14 protein-coding genes are annotated in these 14,573 nt (G+C 70.0%); 9 read left to right on the top strand and 5 right to left on the bottom strand.

The features are described from left to right. Window position 1 precedes the first annotated feature (1 nt). Entirely contained in the window at window positions 2-412 is a 411-nt protein-coding gene (gene ureB, locus ABZX12_RS08720) for an urease subunit beta (RefSeq protein WP_355691175.1), read from the top strand. Beyond that, complete coding sequence (locus tag ABZX12_RS08715; protein WP_355691173.1) at window positions 405-2,102, top strand: urease subunit alpha; 1,698 nt, start codon at window positions 405-407, stop codon at window positions 2,100-2,102. The genes ureB and ABZX12_RS08715 overlap by 8 nt, the downstream gene beginning before the upstream one ends. Window positions 2,103-2,179: 77 nt before the next feature. Here the strand turns inward: ABZX12_RS08715 and ABZX12_RS08710 are convergent, their stop codons facing one another. Beyond that, the gene (locus ABZX12_RS08710; RefSeq protein WP_355691171.1) at window positions 2,180-2,308 is read right to left on the bottom strand and encodes a hypothetical protein; all 129 of its coding nucleotides are present in this window, start codon (window positions 2,306-2,308) and stop codon (window positions 2,180-2,182) included. Window positions 2,309-2,395: 87 nt separating this feature from the next. On the opposite strand from ABZX12_RS08710, the gene ABZX12_RS08705 reads away from it, so the two are divergent. Genes ABZX12_RS08705 through ABZX12_RS08695 form a run of 3 tightly spaced genes read left to right on the top strand, consistent with a single transcriptional unit; the run spans window position 2,396 to window position 4,305 of the window. Then, window positions 2,396-2,950, top strand: coding sequence for an urease accessory UreF family protein (locus ABZX12_RS08705; protein ID WP_355691169.1), 555 nt, complete (start codon window positions 2,396-2,398; stop codon window positions 2,948-2,950). Continuing rightward, entirely contained in the window at window positions 2,943-3,659 is a 717-nt protein-coding gene (gene ureG, locus ABZX12_RS08700; protein WP_355691167.1) for an urease accessory protein UreG, read from the top strand. The genes ABZX12_RS08705 and ureG overlap by 8 nt, the downstream gene beginning before the upstream one ends. Next, window positions 3,643-4,305, top strand: a complete 663-nt coding sequence (locus ABZX12_RS08695) for an urease accessory protein UreD (protein WP_355691165.1) — start codon at window positions 3,643-3,645, stop codon at window positions 4,303-4,305. Before ureG ends, ABZX12_RS08695 begins: the two co-directional genes overlap by 17 nt. Here ABZX12_RS08695 and ABZX12_RS08690 read toward each other — a convergent pair. Beyond that, the gene (locus tag ABZX12_RS08690) at window positions 4,302-4,628 is read right to left on the bottom strand and encodes a metalloregulator ArsR/SmtB family transcription factor (RefSeq protein WP_355691163.1); all 327 of its coding nucleotides are present in this window, start codon (window positions 4,626-4,628) and stop codon (window positions 4,302-4,304) included. The two genes, ABZX12_RS08695 and ABZX12_RS08690, sit on opposite strands and share 4 nt — an antisense overlap. A gap of 67 nt (window positions 4,629-4,695) precedes the next feature. On the opposite strand from ABZX12_RS08690, the gene ABZX12_RS08685 reads away from it, so the two are divergent. Then, on the top strand, window positions 4,696-5,667 hold the full coding sequence (locus ABZX12_RS08685; RefSeq protein ID WP_355691161.1) for a cation diffusion facilitator family transporter: 972 nt from the start codon (window positions 4,696-4,698) through the stop codon (window positions 5,665-5,667). Here ABZX12_RS08685 and ABZX12_RS08680 read toward each other — a convergent pair. After that, window positions 5,664-7,214 (bottom strand): gluconate transporter, encoded by a 1,551-nt coding sequence (locus ABZX12_RS08680; protein ID WP_355691159.1) that lies wholly within the window; start codon window positions 7,212-7,214, stop codon window positions 5,664-5,666. The genes ABZX12_RS08685 and ABZX12_RS08680 overlap by 4 nt on opposite strands. Before the next feature lie 230 nt (window positions 7,215-7,444). Here ABZX12_RS08680 and ABZX12_RS08675 point away from each other — a divergent pair, with 230 nt between their 5' ends. Together ABZX12_RS08675 and ABZX12_RS08670 are read left to right on the top strand one after the other, a co-directional pair. After that, complete coding sequence (locus tag ABZX12_RS08675) at window positions 7,445-9,685, top strand: family 43 glycosylhydrolase (protein WP_355691158.1); 2,241 nt, start codon at window positions 7,445-7,447, stop codon at window positions 9,683-9,685. A gap of 14 nt (window positions 9,686-9,699) precedes the next feature. Next, a complete protein-coding gene (locus ABZX12_RS08670; protein ID WP_355691156.1) occupies window positions 9,700-12,495 on the top strand; it encodes an alpha-glucuronidase family glycosyl hydrolase in 2,796 nt (931 codons plus the stop codon). On the opposite strand, the gene ABZX12_RS08665 is transcribed toward ABZX12_RS08670, so the two are convergent. Next, window positions 12,472-13,494, bottom strand: coding sequence for a LacI family DNA-binding transcriptional regulator (locus ABZX12_RS08665; RefSeq protein ID WP_355691154.1), 1,023 nt, complete (start codon window positions 13,492-13,494; stop codon window positions 12,472-12,474). The genes ABZX12_RS08670 and ABZX12_RS08665 overlap by 24 nt on opposite strands. Window positions 13,495-13,512: 18 nt before the next feature. Continuing rightward, window positions 13,513-13,782 (bottom strand): hypothetical protein, encoded by a 270-nt coding sequence (locus ABZX12_RS08660; protein ID WP_355691153.1) that lies wholly within the window; start codon window positions 13,780-13,782, stop codon window positions 13,513-13,515. 47 nt (window positions 13,783-13,829) lie between these two features. Between ABZX12_RS08660 and ABZX12_RS08655 the strand changes: the two genes are divergently transcribed. Continuing rightward, complete coding sequence (locus ABZX12_RS08655; protein ID WP_355691152.1) at window positions 13,830-14,570, top strand: MerR family transcriptional regulator; 741 nt, start codon at window positions 13,830-13,832, stop codon at window positions 14,568-14,570. Window positions 14,571-14,573: the final 3 nt, after the last annotated feature.

Raw genomic sequence — 14,573 nt, 5'->3', positions numbered from 1 at the left:
CATGGCCGACGACGATAGACTTAGCAAGGAAGGACAGGGCGCGGACAAAGCATCCCCGCTCCCGGCCCCGACCACACCACCCGGAGCCGTTCGTGTTCGGCCGGGCACCATTCGCCTGAACGCCGATCGCACCGACGACGAGCGTTTGCGACTGGTGATCGTGAACACCGGTGACCGGCCGATCCAGATCGGCTCGCACCTGCATCTCCCGGACGCCAACGCGGCGCTCCAGTTCGACCGCGAGGCTGCCCGTGGTTTCCGGTTGGACATCCCGTCAGGTACGTCGCGGCGCTTCGAGCCCGGCACCTCCCGCGAGGTCGACCTGGTGACGTTGCGCGGCAACCGTCGTGTCCCCGGGATCCAGCTGAAGCCTGACACCCAAGCCACGCCAGGCGAGGTGAGCCGTGGTTGAGATCTCGCGCGCCGCGTATGCCGCGCTGTACGGGCCGACGGTGGGCGATCAGGTGCGGCTGGGTGACACCGATCTGTGGGTGGAGGTCGAGCAGGACTTCACCGTCGGCGGGGAGGAGGTGGTGTTCGGCGGCGGCAAATCGATTCGCGAGTCGATGGCGCAAGGGATGACGACACGCGCGGAAGGCGCGCCCGACACCGTGATCACCAACGTGCTGGTCATGGACTGGTGGGGCATCGTCCGCGCCGACGTCGGCCTGCGCGACGGCCGGATCGTCGCGCTCGGCCGGGCCGGTAACCCGGACATCGCCGACGGCGTCCATCCCGACCTGCGGATCGGGCCGTCGACCGACGTGATCGCCGGCGAGGGACGGATCCTGACGGCCGGCGCGATCGACTCGCACGTCCACCTGCTGTCCCCCTCCCAGTTGCACGAGGCGCTCGCGACAGGGATCACCACGATCGTCGGCGGCGGCACCGGGCCGAGCGAGGGCTCGAAGGCCACCACGGTCACGCCCGGCGCATGGCATCTCGAGCAGATACATCGCGCGCTGGACGCCGTACCGCTCAACATTCTCCTGCTCGGCAAGGGAAACACGGTCAGCGCCGAGGCTCTCGCCGAACAGGCACTGGCCGGCGCCGCCGGGTACAAGGTGCACGAGGACTGGGGCTCGACCCCGGCCGCGATCGACTCCGCTCTGCGTGCCGCCGACGAGTGGGGTCTGCAGGTCGCGTTGCACGCCGACAGCCTGAACGAGGCCGGGTACGTCGAGTCGACGCTCGGCGCGATCGCGGGGCGGTCGATCCACGCGTTCCACGTCGAGGGCGCGGGCGGCGGGCACGCGCCGGACATCCTGTCGATCGCGTCGTACCCGCACGTCATCCCGGGCTCCACGAACCCGACCCTGCCGCACACCGTCAACACCGTCGCCGAGCACCTCGACATGCTGATGGTCTGCCACCACCTCAGCCCCGACGTACCCGAGGATCTTGCGTTCGCCGAGTCCCGGATCCGGGCCACCACGATCGCGGCCGAGGACATCCTGCACGACCTCGGCGCACTCTCGGTGACCTCGTCGGACGCGCAGGCGATGGGCCGGATCGGCGAGGTGATCACCCGGACCTGGCAGGTCGCGCACGTGATGAAGCACCGCCGCGGCCCGCTCGGCGAGGTCGCCGACAACGAACGAGTCCGCCGGTACGTCGCGAAGTACACGATCAACCCGGCGATCGCGCACGGCATCGACCACGTCGTCGGCTCGGTCGAACCCGGCAAGCTCGCCGATCTGACGCTCTGGGACCCGCGGTACTTCGGGGTGCGTCCGAGCCTGGTGATCAAGGGCGGCGCGATCGCCTGGGCCGCGCTCGGCGACCCGAACGCGTCGATCCCGACGCCGCAGCCGGTGCTGATGCGGCCCGCGTTCGGCGACGCGGTCGGTGCGGATCTCTCGTACACGTTCGTGTCCCCGGCGGCGCTCGAGGACGGACTGGCCGAGCGGCTCGGGTTGCGCCGGGAGCTGCTCGGCGTCCGGCCGACGCGCGGCGTCACGAAGGCGGACCTGAAGAACAACGACGCGCTGCCGGCGATCGACATCGACCCGGAGACGTTCGCGATCAAGGTCGACGGCGAGCTGGTCGAGCCGGCGCCGGCGTCGGTGCTTCCGCTGGCCCAGCTGTACGCGATGTTCTGATGGGGAACGCCGAACTGGTTGCGCTGATGCTGGCCGACGGTCGCCTTCCGACCGGCGGCCACACCCAGTCGGCCGGGTTAGAGCCCGCCGTGCGTGCAGGTCTGGGTGCCGACGGCAAACAACTCGCCGACGTCGCGACCTACGCCCGCGACCGCCTCCGCACCGTCACCCGGGTCGAGGCCGCAGCGGCCGTGGTCACCCGCCACCTCGCCCTCCAATCTGCAACGCCTGTCTCGCCGAGTCGTGTGCATTGGTCCTCCCCCGATTCGCCGAGTCGTGAAGAACGGCACCAAATGTCCAGCCACCCTCCACGAGTCGACGAACAAGCTGCTGGGCGGGAGGGGGTGAGGGCGGTCCGGGCGGCCGGAGGTGGGCCGCCGCGGGGTGGTGGGGGTGTGTGGGTTGGGGTGATTGAGGACGCTTGGGCGGCTCGGGTGCCTAGTCAGGTGGCGCGGGGGGTGGCGCGACGGCAGGGGCGGTTGCTGCTGCGGCTGGCTCGGCGGGTCTGGCCGGAGGTCGGCGCGTATCTGCCGGACGACGGTGAGGTCGCTCGGCCCGTGGTACTTGGGGTAGTCGGTGCGGTGACCGGGCTGTCCGCGGAACAGTTGGCGCGGACCGTCGCGTACGAGGAGGCGCAGACCGTGATGTCGGCGTCGCTCAAGCTGCTGCCCGTGGATCCGGCCGACGCCGCGACCTGGCTGGCCAGCCTCCACGACGACATCGAGCGGCTCGTCAAGGACGTCGCACCGCTCACCGACCCGCATTCCGTGCCGGCCGGCGGCGCTCCCCTGATCGACGTGTTCGCGCACAACCACGCCATCGAGAGAATGAGGTTGTTCCATGCCTGATCTGCCTGAGACGCGCTCGTTCCGGCTCGGTGTCGCCGGCCCGGTCGGCACCGGGAAGAGCTCGCTGATCGCGACCGTGTGCCGTGAACTGTCCACCGATCTCCGGCTCGGCGTCATCACCAACGACATCTACACCGACGAGGACGCGCGGATGCTCAGGGCGGCCGGCGTCCTCGACCCGGCACGGATCCGCGCCGTCGAGACCGGCGCCTGTCCGCACACCGCGATCCGCGACGACGTCACCCCGAACCTGATCGCGGTCGAGGACCTCGAACGCGACTTCGCCCCGCTGGACGTCGTCCTGGTCGAGTCCGGCGGCGACAACCTCACCGCGACCTTCTCCCCCGCGCTCGTCGACGCACAGATCTTTGTCCTCGACGTCGCCGGCGGCGGCGACGTCGCGCGCAAGGGCGGTCCCGGGATCGCGCGCGCCGACCTGCTGATCGTGAACAAGACCGACCTCGCACCGTACGTCGGGGTCGACGTCGGGCAGATGGTGAAGGACGCCGAGCAGGCCCGCGACGGCAAACCCGTCATCGCGCTCTCCCGCACCGACGCGGCATCGGTCGCCCGGCTCAAGGACTGGGTGCGGTCAATGGCGTCCGCGGTCCGCACCGGCGACCACACGCCCGTTGATCCCGGCCCGATGGCCCCGCACTCGCACGTCGGGGAGAACGGCGAAGTCATCACCCATGTCCACACGCATTGAGGTTGTCGCCGACCCGGTCCGCGACCGCTGCCTGCTGACCACGGATCACCTGTCACCCCGGCAACTGCCCGGCGCGGCCGGCGTGGTGCGGGTGGCGCTGGTCGCCGCGGGCGCGTTGCTGCTCGCCGGCGACGACGTACGGATCGAGATCGCGGTCTCCGGCGCCGTACGGCTGGAGATCGTGGAGACCGCCGGAACCGTTGCCTACGGCATGCGTGGCGGGTCCGCCCGGTGGGACGTCGACATCCGGCTGACCGACGGGGCCAGCCTGCAGTGGTACGCCGAACCCTTCGTCGTCTCGGCCGGCGCCGACGTCACCCGTACCACGACCGCCCGTCTTGACGCCGGCTGCACGGCACACCTGCGCGAGTCGCTCGTCCTCGGCCGGCACGGGGAGACCGGCGGCACCTTGCGTACCTCGACCCGCGCCTGGCTCGCCGACGAACTGCTCCTTGCCGAGGACCTCGACCTCGCCCCGGAAGCGCGCACGGGCTGGGCGGTCATGGGCGCGAATCGTTGCCTCGACACCGTGACCACCCTCGGCTTCCGCCTTCCCGAGGCACCGCAGACGCTGCAGCTCGAACGCCCCGGCTCGATCGCCCGGCAACTGATCCACGAGCAGCACCTGAGCACGCTGCTGAGCTAGTCCGGCAGATCCAGGTGCTCGGCGTGGAACAACGCCTGATCGAGCAGGCGCTGCACGTGGTGGTCGGCCGCCGAGTAGTAGACGAACGTGCCTTCGCGACGTCCCTTGACCAGGCCGGCCAGGCGGAGCTTTGCCAGGTGCTGGCTGACCGCGGTGGGCGCGGCGCCCGCCAGCTCGGCGAGGCAGGCGACCGACGACTCGCCCTGGAGCAATGCCCACAGAACCTTGATCCGGGTCGGGTCGGCGAGCAGCCGGAACGACTCCGCGGCGAGGTGCACTTGCTCCTCGTTCGGCATCTCGAAGTCCTCGATCGACGAGTGCATACCGCCGAGCCTAACCGCTGCCTGCATACTTGCGTACCTGCATGCTTGCGCAGGTAGTATGCGCAAGGTGAAGACATCACACGGGCATGGTCATGGGCATGGTCATGGGCATGGCCACGCGGCGCTCGAGACCAGCCGGCAAGGCATCCGCTGTCTCCAACTCAGCTTCGCCGGACTCTTCCTCACCGCTGCGATCCAGACCGTGATCGTCGTCCGGACCGGGTCGGTCGCCCTGCTCGGCGACACCCTGCACAACTACGCCGACGCGCTCACCGCGATCCCGCTGGCGATCGCGTTCCTGGCCGGGCGCCGCGTCGCGACCCGCTCGTACACCTACGGATTCGGGCGCGCGGAGGACCTGGCCGGCGTGGTCGTGGTGCTGCTGATCGCGGCCTCGGCGGCGTACGCCGGATACGAGGCGATCACACGGCTCGTCCATCCCGCCGAAGTCCGCCAGGTCGGGGTGCTGGCGGTCGCTGGTGTCGTCGGGTTCGCCGGGAACGAGCTCGTCGCGCAGTACCGGATCCGCACCGGGCGCCGGATCGGCTCGGCCGCGCTGGTCGCGGACGGGTTGCACGCCCGCACCGACGGGTACACCAGCCTGGCCGTCGTGCTCAGCGCCGTCGGCGCCTGGCTCGGCTTCCCGCTCTCGGACCCGATCATCGGCCTGGTGATCACGGTCGCGATCCTGTTCGTGCTGCGGGACGCTGCCCGCGAGGTGTACCGCCGCCTCATGGACGCGGTCGATCCCGCGCTCGTCGACCGGACCGAGCAGGTCACCCGCGCCGTTCCCGGCGTCCTCGACGTGACCGGCGTCCGCCTTCGCTGGCTCGGCCACACCCTGCGCGCCGAAGCGCGGATCACCGTGGAGTCCAGTACGTCGCTCGTCGACGCGCACCATCTCAGCCACCAGGTGGAGCGCGCCCTGATCGACGCCGTACCTCACCTGGCCGCAGCGACCATCCATGCCGAGCCGCTCCCCCGGGACGCGTCGCCGGCCCACGACCTCATCAGCCGTTGGCAGCCCGTGACGCGCTAGACGAAGGCGGACAAGAGCAGTGTCATCGCCAGGCCCATCACCGAGATGATGGTCTCCATCACCGACCAGGTCTTGATGGTCTCGCCGACGGTCATGCCGAAGTACTCCTTGACCAGCCAGAACCCGGCGTCGTTGACGTGCGAGAAGAACAGGGAACCGGCGCCGATCGCCAGCACCACCAAGGCCAGGTACGTCGTACTCTCGCCGGTCGCGAGCGGCGCGACGATGCCCGCGGCGGTGACCGTCGCGACTGTCGCGGAGCCGGTGGCGAGCCGGATCAGGACCGCGACGATCCAGCCGAGCAGCAGCGCCGACAGGTTCGCCGCGATCGCGATCTTGGCGATCGCCGTACCGGTCCCGCCGTCCACCAGGACCTGTTTGAACCCGCCGCCGGCGCCGACGATCAGCATCACGCCGGAGATCGGGAGCAGGCTCTCGCCGATCTTCCGGCTGAGCTCCGGGACGCCGAAACCGACCGCGGTGCCGAAGGTGTACATCGCGAGCAGGACGGCGATCAGCAGCGCCACGACCGGATCGCCGATGAACTGCAGGGCGGGGAAGAGCGGGTTGTCCTTGCTCATCCAGACGTCGGACGCGGCTTTGATCAGCATCAGCGCCACCGGGAACAGGACCGTCACGATCGTCGCGGTGAAGCTCGGCGTTCGGGTCCGCACCGCACCGGCCGGCACGTCCCCGTCCAGCACCGCGTCTCCAGCAGACCCAGCAGACCCAGCAGACCCGACCGAGCCGGCACCAGTTGATCCGGTACCGGCCGAGCCGGCCGAGGCACCGGACGAACCGCCCGGGTGCACTTCGGCCTGCTGATGCCCGGCGCCGACCTCGAGCGCCGCGCCGGCGGCCCCGATCGGCACCCACTGCGCCGCCAGCCGCCCGAACACCGGCCCGGCGACGATCACCGTCGGGATCGCGACCAGCAGGCCGAGCGCCAGCGTGATGCCGACGTTGCCGCCGAGGACGCCGATCGCGGCCAGCGGACCCGGGTGCGGCGGCACGAAACCGTGCAGGACGGACAGGCCGGCCAGCGCCGGGATCCCGAGCAGCATGGCGCGGGCACCGGTGCGCCGGACCGCGAGGACCACGACCGGGATCAGCAGCACCAGGCCGATCTCGAAGAACATCGGGATGCCGATGATGAACGCGATCAGCGCCATCTTCCACGGCAGCCCGCCGGCTCTGCCGCGCAGCAGCGTGTCGACCACCTGGTCCGCGCCGCCGGAGTCGGCGAGCAGTTTGCCGACCATGGCGCCGAGCGCGATCAGTACGCCGACGTACCCGAGGACGCTGCCGACGCCGTTCTCGTACGACTTGGTGACCGCTCCCGCGCCGATCCCGGACGCGAGGCCGACGAACAGCGCCCCGATCGTGAGGGCCAGGAACGCGTGCACCTTGAACGCGACGATCAGCGCCACGATGATGCCGATCCCCAGCACGGCGACGATCAGCACCCGGGTGTCGTGCGCGTTCCACGGCGCGTTGACGTCCGCCTCAGCCAGCAGCGGAAGACCTACTCCGTCAGCGATACGCATGGCTCCACCGCTTCCTTTCGTGACCCCGCCCTTACGCAGTGTCCCACCGCACCCCGGACCACACCTGCCGACGCGCGATCCGCGGCCGCGAAAGCTCCGCGCGATGAGGCCTTGCGGGGATGTTATCGATCACTTACGGTCTGGGTGATCGATAACACGGCGCCGCGATCCGCTCGCGGAGCAGCACTGATCTCTGTCAGACCTCCCCCGCCCAGTGAGGACCTGCTGTCATGCACCGAACCGTGTCGTTCCGTCTGCTCCTCGCCGGCCTGGCGGCGGTGCTGATCGCCGTCGTCGGACTGCCGCCGGTCGGCGCGGCGCCCCGGCAACAACCTGCCTACACGAATCCGCTGATGAGCGACATCGCCCAGGCGTTCTCCGACGTCGGGCTGATCCGCGCCAAGGACGGCGCCTGGTACTCCTACGCCACCAACACCAGCCTGACTCGTGAGAACGCCGACAACGGCGGTCCGCAGCACCTGATCCCGATGGTGCGTTCCACCGACCTCGTGCACTGGGAGTTCCTCGGCGACGCGTTCAGCGCCGGGAACCATCCGGAGTGGGCGCCCTGGCCGCAGAAGGGGTACTGGGCGCCGGACGTCCGGTACGTCGACGGCCAGTACTACATGTACTACTCCGCACCGAGCTCGACGCCGCTCGGCGCCGCGATCGGGCTCGCGATCTCCGACTCGCCGGCCGGCCCGTGGAAGGACATCGGCCATCCGGTCGTGGACTTCGTCGCCGACAGCGAGGTGATGGAGATCGACCCGATGATGTTCATCGACGACGACGGCACGAAGTACCTGTACTACGGCTCGTTCCGCCGCGGCGGGCTGCACGTGGTACGGCTCGCGCCCGACGGCCGCAGTACGGTCGGTACGTCGCAGCAGGTTGTCGCCGGTGAGCGCGGCGAAGGCACCTGGGTGACCAAGCGCGGCCCCTGGTACTACCTGTTCTACTCCGGCTACGGCTGCTGCATCGGCAACGTCGGCGGCGGAGGCTACCCGGTGCTCGTCGGCCGCTCGACCTCGCCGACCGGTCCGTTCGTGGACGAGAACGGCGTATCGCTCACCGCCGCGCGGCCCGGCGGCACGATCGTGAACTCGTTCAACGGCAACTCGCTCTCCGCGACCGGGCACAACGCGGTCACGGTGGACCGCGCCGGGCAGCAGTGGAATCTCGTCAACTCCGACATCCGCGCCGACCACACCTGGGGCGGCCGGCCGCAGTCCATGGACCGCCTCGACTGGGTCGGCGGCTGGCCGACGGTCCGCGCCGGCCTGTGGACCTCCGACCAGCCGCAGCCCGCGCCCGCCGCGACGCCGGCCGTCGGCAGTTCGTTCAGCGACTTGTCCGACTGGCGCGCGCTCAGCGGCGACTGGACGATCGGTGAGGACGCGTCGAGCGGTGGGTACGCCGAATCCGCCGACGCCTCGTCACTCCTGGTGAGCCAGACCGGCGGACCGGCCGACTACCGCGTCGAAGGCGATCTGCGGACGTCGACCGGCAAGGCAGGACTCGTCTTCGCCTACCACTCGCCGCGCAACTATTCCGTCGCCTGGCTCGATCCGTCTCGCGGCTCGCTCCGCGTCGAACAGCGCGTCGGCGGAAAGCTCGCCGGCACCGCAGAGACCCCGCTCTATCAGGGCTTCCGGTACGACACCTGGCACTCCGTGAGCGTCGAAGTACGCGGCGACCGGGCAACCGTGCAGGTCGCGCCCGCACTCGGCGACAACGCGCTGGGCGAACTCGACATCCGGCTCGCGAACGGGCTTGCGGGCCCCGCCCAGATCGGCCTGACAGGTTCGGCGCAAGGCGACAACCTCGCCATGACGAAGCTCTACGAGCCGGTCACCAACAAGGCCCCGGACCCGCGGATCGGCAAACTCCTGCCTGGATTCAGCGACGAGTTCGACACCGTGGACTCGCGCTGGCAATGGACCGGACCGAACCAAGGCCGCCTAGAGAACGGTCAGTTGGTGTGGGACACCCAAGCCAACGACCTCAGCAAGGAAGACAACCTCGCCACCGTCCTGCTCCGCGACGCCCCGCAAGGTGACTACACCGTCGAGACCCGGCTGTCGCTGCCGTTCGCAGGCAGCACCGGCAATGCCCGCGCCGGCCTGATCGCGTGGGCCTCGCGAACACAATCGCTACAGCTCGCACCGACGCGCACAGGCGCCGTACAGCAGGCGTTCCTGTGGCCTGGAGCAGACGCAACCCCCTGGGCCGAGGCGATCCAGCTCGGGCCGAGCGCCGACACCATGTGGCTGCGGTTGCGCCACACCACCCAGCCGGTCACCGGCGAGCACTTGTTCCAGGCAGCGACGAGTCTGGACGGCCGGCACTGGCAGTGGGGCAGCTATTGGTACCTGCCCGCCGACGCCGGACCATTGAAGCTCGGTCTGATCTCGATGGGCGGCACCGGTACGACAGCCCGGTTCGACTACGTGCGGACGTACCAGTCATGACAAGGGAGCAGCCGATGACGATCACTCGCCGCACGCTGCTGGCCGGCGGTGCAGCCGGGGCGCTGGCCGCCAATCTCCTGCCGGGCGTCGCGTTCGCCGTACCGCCCAACGAAGACGGCTACGACCTCTGGTTGCGCTACCGGCTCGTCGACGACAGCGCGCTGCTGTCCCGGTACCGTGCCGCGTTCACCCATGTCGTTGTGCTCGGCAACCACGCCGTACTGCGATCCGCGGGCGCCGAGCTGGCGCGTGGACTGTCTGGGCTGCTCGGGCGATCGATACCGGTGCGCGACCAGATCGGCAACGGCGCGGTTGTCGTCGGCGCCGGTGCGGACAGTGCCCTTGGTCCGGAGGGGTTCACGATCAAGCGTCGCGCCGATCGGCTCGAGATCACCGCGTCCGGCGAGAGCGGAGCGCTGTACGGCGCGTTCCGGTTCCTGCAGCAACTGCAGCGCCGCCGCCCGCTCGACCGGCTGGACCTGACCGACCGGCCGGCCGCCCCGCTGCGCATGCTCAACCACTGGGACAACCTGAACGGCAGCATCGAACGCGGGTACGCCGGCAAGTCGATCTTCGCCTGGGACGAGCTCCCCGGACTCCGCGAGCGGTACGTCGACTACGCCCGGATCCTGGCGTCGGTCGGGATCAACCACACTGTGGTCAACAACGTCAACGCCAGCGTCGAGTTCCTGCGCTCCGAGCGCTTGCCCGGGCTGGCGGCGCTGGCCGGCGTCCTGCGGTCGTGGGGTGTGCGGCTGTGGCTGTCGGCCAACTACGCCGCGCCGATCACACTGACCAAGGACCAGCCGTCACCGATCACCGTCGCCGATCCGCTCGACCCCCGGGTGCAGCAGTGGTGGCAGGACAAGATCGCCGAGATCTACCGGCTGATTCCCGACTTCGGCGGGTTCCTCGTGAAGGCGAACTCCGAGGGCCAGCCGGGCCCGCTGGACTACGGGCGCACGCATGCCGAGGGCGCCAACATGCTCGCCGACCGGCTTGCGCCGTACGACGGGCGGCTGGTGTGGAGGTCCTTCGTCCACGAGGGGTTCGACGACTGGGCGGAGTACCAGTACCGCGTCTTCCATCCGCTCGACGGGCAGTTCCACGGCAACGCCGTCGTGCAGACGAAGAACGGGCCGATCGACTTCCAGGTCAGGGAGCCGGTGAACCCGTTGTTCGGCGGGTTGCCGCACACCAACCAGATGATCGAGCTGCAGGTGACGCAGGAGTACACCGGACACTCGACACACCTCTGCTACCTGGTCCCGGAGTGGAAGTCGATCCTGGGATTCCAGACGCACACCGGCAAGGCGTCGACCGTCGCGGACATCGTGACCGGAGTTGCGTACGACCAGGAGAACGTCGGCCTGGCCGGGGTGATCAATCTCGGCGACGACCGGGACTGGACCGGTTATCAGCTCGGCGCCGCGAACACGCACGGGTTCGCGCGACTGGCCTGGAACCCGCGGCTGTCCGCGGACGAGATCGTGTCGGAGTGGATCGAGCTCACGTTCGGCGGCGACCCGCAGCTCAGGTCGGTGCTGAAGGCCGTCATGTTGCAGTCGTGGCAGACGTACGAGAGCTACACGTCGCCACTGGGCATGGGCTATCTGACGTACCCGCTCGGCGCGCACTTCGCGCCGGCGCCGACGACCACGCAGAACCTGTCGCACCACACCACCGCCGAAGGCACCGGATTCGACCGGACCACGACCGGATTCACTTCGATGTTCGCCCCGCCGTGGCAGGAGATCTACAGTTCGCTGGAGAAGTGCCCGGACGAGCTGCTGCTGTTCATGCACTGGGTGCCGTACACGCACCGGCTGCACTCGGGGAAGACCGTCATCCAGCACATCTACGACAGCCATTTCGACGGCTACGACAAGGCGGTGGCGTTCCGGCGAGCGTGGGAGCGGCTCGCGGGCCGGGTGGATCAGGCGCGGCACGCCGACATCGCCGCCACCTTCGATGCGCAGGTGATCGAGGCGGAACGCTGGCGGGACACGATCGTGTCCTACTTCTACGGGTTCTCACGGATCGTGTCGAGCGGAACGGGTTGGTTACAGCTCGGGTATCCGGGCGGCCAGTTGCTGTTCGGCGGGAAGGCGAACAACCTCCCGGTCGAGGTCACCAACGCGAACAGCACGTCGCGGTCCTTCGCGGCGACGGTGCATCCGGTGGACTCGCGATGGCAGGCCGGTACGGCGAGTGCGACCGTCGGACCGGGCGCGGCGGCCACCGTCGTACTGCCCGTCACGCCGCCGTTGATCGCGGATCACGTGGATCTGTCGATCGACATCACTCCAGCGCAGACGGCGCTGAGCTCGCGGCACCAGACCTTCGTGGTCACGCCGGACGCCGCGCAGTGTCATCTCGCGCTGGACATCGGGACCGCCGACAGCCCGCTGGTGACGGGCTACGCGCGGGTCTCCCCCAGCACCATCTGGAACACGACGCTCGGCTATGGATGGGTCGGCACGGCGCCGCAGAGTCGGGACCGCGGGAACACGTGGGATGCGTTGCGCCGGGACTTCTGTGGGGACTACCCGGCCCGCACACTACGGATCACGCTGCCGCCCGGGCCGGTCCGTCTCTCCGCACTCGTCGGCGACGGCGGCCCGGACTGTCCCCCGACGATCATCGCCGAGGGCAACAAAGTCCTTGCCGCCTCCCCCGACCTGCCCGGCGGCATCTTCACCTGGCTCCACGCAGACCTCGACGGCGGCCCCACAGGCCGCACCGCCGACCTGGTCCTGGACAGCGAACCCGACCGGTTCTGGCACCTAGGCGCGCTCGTCCTCACCTGAGCCCACCCGGCGGCGCGGTGGGACGGTGGTTTCGCGGAAGACGATCTCGGTCGGGGCCGCGGGCAGCGGGGCCGGCTCGGGTTCGTTGCGGATCGCGGCGATCAGGCGGCGCATGCCGTGCCGGCCGGAGGTTTCGCGGTCGACGCGGACGGTGGACAGCGCAGGGGTTCCGTACCGTACGAGGGTCAGGTCGTCCCAGCCGGTGACGCTCAAGTCGTCCGGCACGCGCCAGCCACGCTCGAACGCCGCGCGCAGCACCCCGACCGCGATGTGATCGCTCGCCGCGACCACCGCCGTGACCGGCGTGTCGACAGGCAACGACCGCACCGCCTCGGCGCCCGTCTCCGGATGCCACGGACCGTCGTACACGCCGTGCGACCGCAGCCCGAGCCGGTCACAGGCCTTCAGGTACCCGGACTTGCGCAGCTGGGCCGACTTCCAGTCCTGCGGTCCCGCGGCGTGGAAGACGTCGCGATGCCCGAGCGCGGCGAGCCGCTCCAGGATCTCTTCCATCGTCGCCTCGTCCGCCGCGACCGCCTCGACGGCATGCAGCCGGTGGTCGAACTCGGCAGTCTGTACGACGACGCCCGCGCTGTTCGTGGTGCCGGTCAACGGCGTCACGGACAGCACGCCGTCGACCTGCCCGCGTCCGAGGATCTCGTCGGCCAGCCGGCTCAACGCGGCCGGGTCCTCGTCGACACCGATCACGATCTCCACCTGGTACCCGAGCCGCTGCGCCTCGTCGCACGCCGCGGCGACGGTCCGCTCCGGCCCGGTCCACCCCGGCAGGATGATCGCGACCACCCCGGTACTCCGTGTCCGCATCGCGCGGGCCATCAGGTTCGGCCGGTACCCCAGCTCGTCGATCGCGGCCTTGATCCGCACCTCCGTGTCCGCCCGCACGGCCGGATCCGACCGCAAGTACCGCGAGACGGTCTGATGCGAAACCCCCGCCAGGGCAGCCACGTCGTACATCGTCGGCCGCCGCTGCGCACTCATACCGCCACGATACTTGGATCAGCCGGGTTCGCCGGTCAGCAGCCGGTCGAGCACCTCACCTGCCTCGTCGTACCCGGCGTCGGCGATGCGTTGCAGTTCCCGCAGGTCGCGGGCGGCGGCCGCGCGGCGGGTCAGCAGCTCGCCGGCGTGCAGGCAGCCCTCGTCCAGCAGCTCGCTCAGTTCCTCGACGTCGTCGCGCTCGTCGGCCAGGTCCGCCAGCCGGTCCTGGGCGCGCTCGTTGCCCTCGTCGGCCAGGGCGCGGAGGGTCTCCCGATCGAAACTCGTCATACCGGCATCGTGCGACATTGCCCTAGGGGAAGGGTCAAGCTGGTGTCGTGATCACCATCGGCGAGCTGGCACGGTACGTCGGCGTCTCGACCAAGACGATCCGGGTCTACCACGACAAGGGGCTGCTCCCGGAACCGCCGCGCGACGAGTCCGGGTACCGCCGGTACTCCGCCCAGGACCTCGTGGATCTGGTCAAGGTCCGCACCCTGGCCGAAGCCGGCCTGCCGCTCGCGACGATCGCCAGGCTGTCCGCCGGATCACCGGCCGAGCTCCAGGACGCGGCCTCCGCCGCGGTGACCGAGCTGACGGCGCGCATCGAACGGCTGACCGCCACCCTGTCCCGCCTGCAGCGCCTTGCTGCCGGCAACAGCCCGTTCCTGCCACCCGAGGTCGAACAGCACCTCCTGCGACTCCACGACCTCGGCTTCTCCGATCGCTGGGTCGCGCTGGAACGGGACCTGTGGATCCTCACCTTCGCGACCTACCCGGACACCGCCCGCCGCTACTTCGCCGACCAGTCCGAGGCCCAGAACGACCCGGAACTCCGCCGGCTCTACCTCGAGTACGACCACGCACACGACCTGGACCCCGCCGACCCCGCACTCGCAGACCTCGCCGACCGCATCGTCACCGCGTCCCTCGCCCGCTACCCCACCACCGACCTGAACGAGCCCCCGGACGACCTGGCGACACTCCCCCAACTCGTACAGTCCTCGATCAACGAGTCCTCCCCCGCCTGGAAACGCCTCGACACCCTCATCCGCCACGGCCTGCGCACCCGCCGATGACCG

The sequence above is a fragment of the Kribbella sp. NPDC003505 genome (genome assembly GCF_040610875.1).
Classification (GTDB): domain Bacteria; phylum Actinomycetota; class Actinomycetes; order Propionibacteriales; family Kribbellaceae; genus Kribbella.
This window is presented reverse-complemented; position numbering and strand designations above follow the sequence as displayed.

Excerpts from the sequence above, each read along its gene's own strand:
- ureB (WP_355691175.1), top strand. The coding sequence starts at position 2 with ATGGCCGACGACGATAGACTTAGCAAGGAAGGACAGGGCGCGGACAAA.
- ABZX12_RS08705 (WP_355691169.1), top strand. The coding sequence starts at position 2,396 with ATGTCCAGCCACCCTCCACGAGTCGACGAACAAGCTGCTGGGCGGGAG.
- ureG (WP_355691167.1), top strand. The coding sequence starts at position 2,943 with ATGCCTGATCTGCCTGAGACGCGCTCGTTCCGGCTCGGTGTCGCCGGC.
- ABZX12_RS08695 (WP_355691165.1), top strand. The coding sequence starts at position 3,643 with ATGTCCACACGCATTGAGGTTGTCGCCGACCCGGTCCGCGACCGCTGC.
- ABZX12_RS08690 (WP_355691163.1), bottom strand. The coding sequence starts at position 4,628 with ATGCACTCGTCGATCGAGGACTTCGAGATGCCGAACGAGGAGCAAGTG.
- ABZX12_RS08680 (WP_355691159.1), bottom strand. The coding sequence starts at position 7,214 with ATGCGTATCGCTGACGGAGTAGGTCTTCCGCTGCTGGCTGAGGCGGAC.
- ABZX12_RS08675 (WP_355691158.1), top strand. The coding sequence starts at position 7,445 with ATGCACCGAACCGTGTCGTTCCGTCTGCTCCTCGCCGGCCTGGCGGCG.
- ABZX12_RS08670 (WP_355691156.1), top strand. The coding sequence starts at position 9,700 with ATGACGATCACTCGCCGCACGCTGCTGGCCGGCGGTGCAGCCGGGGCG.
- ABZX12_RS08665 (WP_355691154.1), bottom strand. The coding sequence starts at position 13,494 with ATGAGTGCGCAGCGGCGGCCGACGATGTACGACGTGGCTGCCCTGGCG.
- ABZX12_RS08660 (WP_355691153.1), bottom strand. The coding sequence starts at position 13,782 with ATGACGAGTTTCGATCGGGAGACCCTCCGCGCCCTGGCCGACGAGGGC.